Origin of the sequence: Daejeonella sp., assembly GCF_044232565.1 — a bacterium.
Taxonomy (GTDB): domain Bacteria; phylum Bacteroidota; class Bacteroidia; order Sphingobacteriales; family Sphingobacteriaceae; genus Daejeonella.
Genome location: NZ_JBIILQ010000261.1, coordinates 1 through 3,773, shown reverse-complemented (window position 1 = coordinate 3,773; position 3,773 = coordinate 1). Strand labels below are relative to the sequence as shown.

The 3,773-nt window shown below is 38.1% G+C and carries 5 protein-coding genes and 1 pseudogene; 4 read left to right on the top strand and 2 right to left on the bottom strand.

Features of this window, described 5'->3' with window-relative positions; genetic code table 11:
- The 3 genes from hisF to ACILQF_RS11655 all read left to right on the top strand — a co-directional run.
- Positions 1-703, top strand: a 703-nt coding sequence (gene hisF / locus ACILQF_RS11665; RefSeq protein ID WP_395627578.1) for an imidazole glycerol phosphate synthase subunit HisF, incomplete at its 5' end; no start/stop codon positions are given.
- Positions 704-721: 18 nt separating this feature from the next.
- Positions 722-1,315, top strand: coding sequence for a bifunctional phosphoribosyl-AMP cyclohydrolase/phosphoribosyl-ATP diphosphatase HisIE (hisIE, locus tag ACILQF_RS11660; RefSeq protein WP_395627577.1), 594 nt, complete (start codon positions 722-724; stop codon positions 1,313-1,315).
- A gap of 36 nt (positions 1,316-1,351) precedes the next feature.
- Complete coding sequence (locus tag ACILQF_RS11655) at positions 1,352-2,284, top strand: WD40 repeat domain-containing protein (RefSeq protein WP_395627576.1); 933 nt, start codon at positions 1,352-1,354, stop codon at positions 2,282-2,284.
- Positions 2,285-2,301: 17 nt separating this feature from the next.
- On the opposite strand, the gene ACILQF_RS11650 is transcribed toward ACILQF_RS11655, so the two are convergent.
- Complete coding sequence (locus ACILQF_RS11650) at positions 2,302-3,135, bottom strand: NlpC/P60 family protein (RefSeq protein ID WP_395627575.1); 834 nt, start codon at positions 3,133-3,135, stop codon at positions 2,302-2,304.
- 22 nt (positions 3,136-3,157) lie between these two features.
- Between ACILQF_RS11650 and ACILQF_RS11645 the strand changes: the two genes are divergently transcribed.
- The gene (locus tag ACILQF_RS11645) at positions 3,158-3,631 is read left to right on the top strand and encodes a universal stress protein (RefSeq protein ID WP_395627574.1); all 474 of its coding nucleotides are present in this window, start codon (positions 3,158-3,160) and stop codon (positions 3,629-3,631) included.
- 52 nt (positions 3,632-3,683) lie between these two features.
- Here ACILQF_RS11645 and ACILQF_RS11640 read toward each other — a convergent pair.
- Positions 3,684-3,773 (bottom strand): annotated as a pseudogene (locus ACILQF_RS11640) (ferredoxin); the annotation flags it as partial.

The window sequence follows — 3,773 nt, the reverse complement described above, 5'->3', positions numbered from 1 at the left end:
AAAAGGCGTTAATTTCGTTGCTTTACGCGATGCAGGCGATCCTGTTGAACTTGCCTTCCAATACTCTGCTCAGGGTGCAGATGAACTAGTATTTCTTGACATTACGGCTACCCATGAACGTAGAAAAACCATGGTGGAGTTGGTGCGTTCTGTGGCTCGTCAGATAAATATCCCTTTTACCATTGGTGGAGGCATAAATGAGATTGCTGATGCCGATATTTTGCTTAATTCGGGTGCCGATAAGATCTCGGTAAATTCGGCGGTAGTTAGAAATCCTAATTTTATTGATGAATTGGCACTAGCCTTTGGAAAGCAATTTGTTGTGGTTGCTATTGATTCTAAGCCTATAAATGGGAAAAATTACGTCCACCTAAATGGGGGAAGAATTGCAACCGACATAGAAACTGAGCACTGGATTAAAGAAGCTGAAGAAAGAGGTGCTGGAGAGATACTATTAACCTCTATGGAGCATGACGGTACTAAAGCAGGCTTTGACAATCATTTACTAAAAAAGATAAACGATACACTCGGCATTCCTTTAATTGCATCCGGTGGTGCCGGTACTGTGCAGCATTTTGTAGATTTATTTAAATTAACTAATGTAGACGCTGCGCTTGCAGCCTCTGTTTTTCATTATGGTGAGATTCTAATTCCCGACCTGAAAAGTGTATTGGATCAGAATAATATTGAAATTAGGCTTTAAGCCAAAAAAAAATAAAAAATGACAATTGATTTTAATAAAAGTGGCGGACTAGTCCCGGTAGTAGTTCAAGATGAAAAAACGCTTGAAGTGCTCATGTTGGGCTATATGAATGAAGAGGCCTATCAAAAAACAAGTTCTGAAGGGAAGGTTACCTTTTTTTCAAGAAGTAAAAACCGACTTTGGACAAAAGGTGAAGAAAGCGGCAATTTCCTTCATGTGGTGGAGATTAAAGAAGATTGCGACCAAGATGCTTTATTAATAAGAGTCAATCCCGAAGGCCCAACTTGTCATAATGGGACAAGATCCTGCTTCGACACGCATTATAATCAGAATTTTATTTTTGAGCTAGAAAAAATCATTGATCAGCGCTATAATCATCCTCTAGAAGACTCTTACGTGAACAAACTTCGTACTAAAGGAATTAATAAAATTGCCCAAAAAGTTGGCGAAGAAGGGGTTGAGACTGTAATTGCGGCGCTTAATGAAACAGAGCATGACTTCATTAATGAAGCGTCCGATTTAATCTTCCACCTATTAGTTTTAATGCGCGAAAAGAACGTTAGCCTGTCAAGTATCGCTAAAAACCTAGAAGAAAGAAATTCCGGAAAATAATCTTTTAGACATTAGATCAATTGAAAGGGATTTGACATGATAACAATCGAACAAGCTGCCACCTTATCGGGTCATCAAAACCCAATTTACACCATCGAAAACTCTCAAAAAAAGGGCATTCTTTTTTCTGCAGGTAATGATAAAGGCATTGTAGAATGGCGCGTAGATGCACCAGCATTTATCAAAGTTTTATTTCCGGTTAGTTCTTCTGTTTATTCACTTCATTGCCCTTTAGGCGCTCCATTATTACTTGCTGGCGAGCGCAGCGGACAAGTAGATGTGTTTAATTTAGAGGAACAAAAAATTAGTGGTGTTTTACAGTTCCATAAACTTCCAGTTTTCGATATCAAATCAATAGTTTCGAAAAATGAGATCTTAATTGCATCAGAAGATGGATCGGTTTCAGTTTGGGATCTCTCCAGCCTTAAAATGCTCTATAATTTTAAGGTTTCCAATCAAACAGTGCGAGTGATTAGTATAAGTCCCGATGAAAAAACAGTAGCATTTGGCTGCAAAGACAATACTGTAAAAGTGTACAACCTAATTGATTATAGCCTCAAATATGTACTTAATCAACATAGCTTGCCCATCAGTTCACTCCAATTCTCTCCAAATGGAAAACAACTACTTTCAGGAAGTAGAGACGCACAAATGAAGGTTTGGAACACCGTTGATTATTCACTCCTTGAAAGTATCCCCGCACACCTTTACTCCATTTACTCGATTGCCTTTCACCCTGTGCTTCCATTTATAGCAACAGCAAGTAGGGATAAAAGCATTAAAATTTGGGATGCTGAAACCTTTCAACTATTGAAGACAATTAGCATTGAGAAAGGGTTTGATGGGCACCATTTATCCATCAATAAAATTATATGGGAACCTGTAAATAATAAACTTATCTCGGTGAGTGATGATAAACTTCTAAAAATTTGGCAAATAGACTTTATAGAACAAGCTTATAATAATTAAAGTCTGATCCTAGCCTATTAAAATCGCTTTATAACCCTAAGTTTATGGGTATATCGATTTAATTCCTCGTTAAATATCCCCTGATTATCAATAGGATCAATCCTTACATTTCCCGAAGCATGAATAATTTGTTGATTATCTAGCATAATACCAACATGCGTAATCCGTCCCTCCTCATTGTCAAAAAACGCGAGATCACCGGCTATAGCTTCTTGCAAGAATCCTACTAACTCCCCTTGCTCCACCTGTTGCCATGCATCGCGCTTCAACTTAATGCCAAATTGCTTAAAGACCATTTGTGAAAAGCCTGAACAATCGATTCCGAAGACTGAGCGACCTCCCCAAAGGTATGGAGAGCCAAAATAAAAATGAGCAGCATCCTTAACCCCAGAACGAAATTCAGACTTATTTATATCGACCGTGATACCATCAATTTTGTACCTAGTTTCTCCTAGATAAAACAATCCATCTACATTATGGGGAATTGTTGAACCGCTAAGAAGCTTTAAAATAGCGTGATTATCAGTTTTTGTTGCCCTGTAAAAAACCTCCAGACCAAGAACTGAGTTACTATTTCGTAAACCATCAAATGTTGCCTTATTGACTTTAACATATTGTTTATTGTCAATCCAGCCCTCATATTCATCATATCCAGTCAGAATACGGGACCACTTTTCGCCAACTTCAAGTAAAGTGAAATGATCTCCAAATAAAAGCTGAGAGCACATCTCGCTTTTATCAGATGGCTCGGTCCTCAAGGGCACCAACGACAAATTGCACACACCAAAAGTTTGATTCATCTTGCAAATAAACCAAATTTTAAGTAAATTAGCTATGATGATAAAATCCATATCATTTTAAACGCCTGATCTTATGGTGAGCCCTGAAAATATCCATCGAATTCTAATTGCAGTTGAAGACAGCCCCTACTCAGAACAAGCCCTAAACTACGGGGTACTTTTAGCCAAAAATCTGGGCTCAAAAATTACTTTAGTCCACGTGGATGAAATACCTATCAGTTCACCCTATTCCGCAGATCCACTATTAAATGAATCGCCGGTGATGATTCCTGAGTTGATGCATATTCAAGAGGAAGCGAGTAAAGCCTTGTTTAAGAAAATAGAAGATAAATACGGTCAGATAGTGAAAATATCAACGGTTACAAAAATTGGTAGAGCACAAGATGAGATTTTGGCTGTTGCCGATGAGTGCAAGGCAGATATGATTATTTTAGGCACTCATGGAAGAACAGGATTCGACCATTTTATTTCAGGGAGTGTATCTGAAAGCGTGGCGCGAAAAGCGAAATGCCCAGTTTTGATAATACCTAGGACAGAGAAAAAATAAAACATAAAAATGCGATCTGATTTCCAGATCGCATTTTAAAAAAAAAATATGTTTACTCTACGTGAAGCCAAGCTTTCTTTGCTAGCAACTCTTCACGAGATTCACGAACATCTTCATCATCCACACAGCAATCTACCGGGCA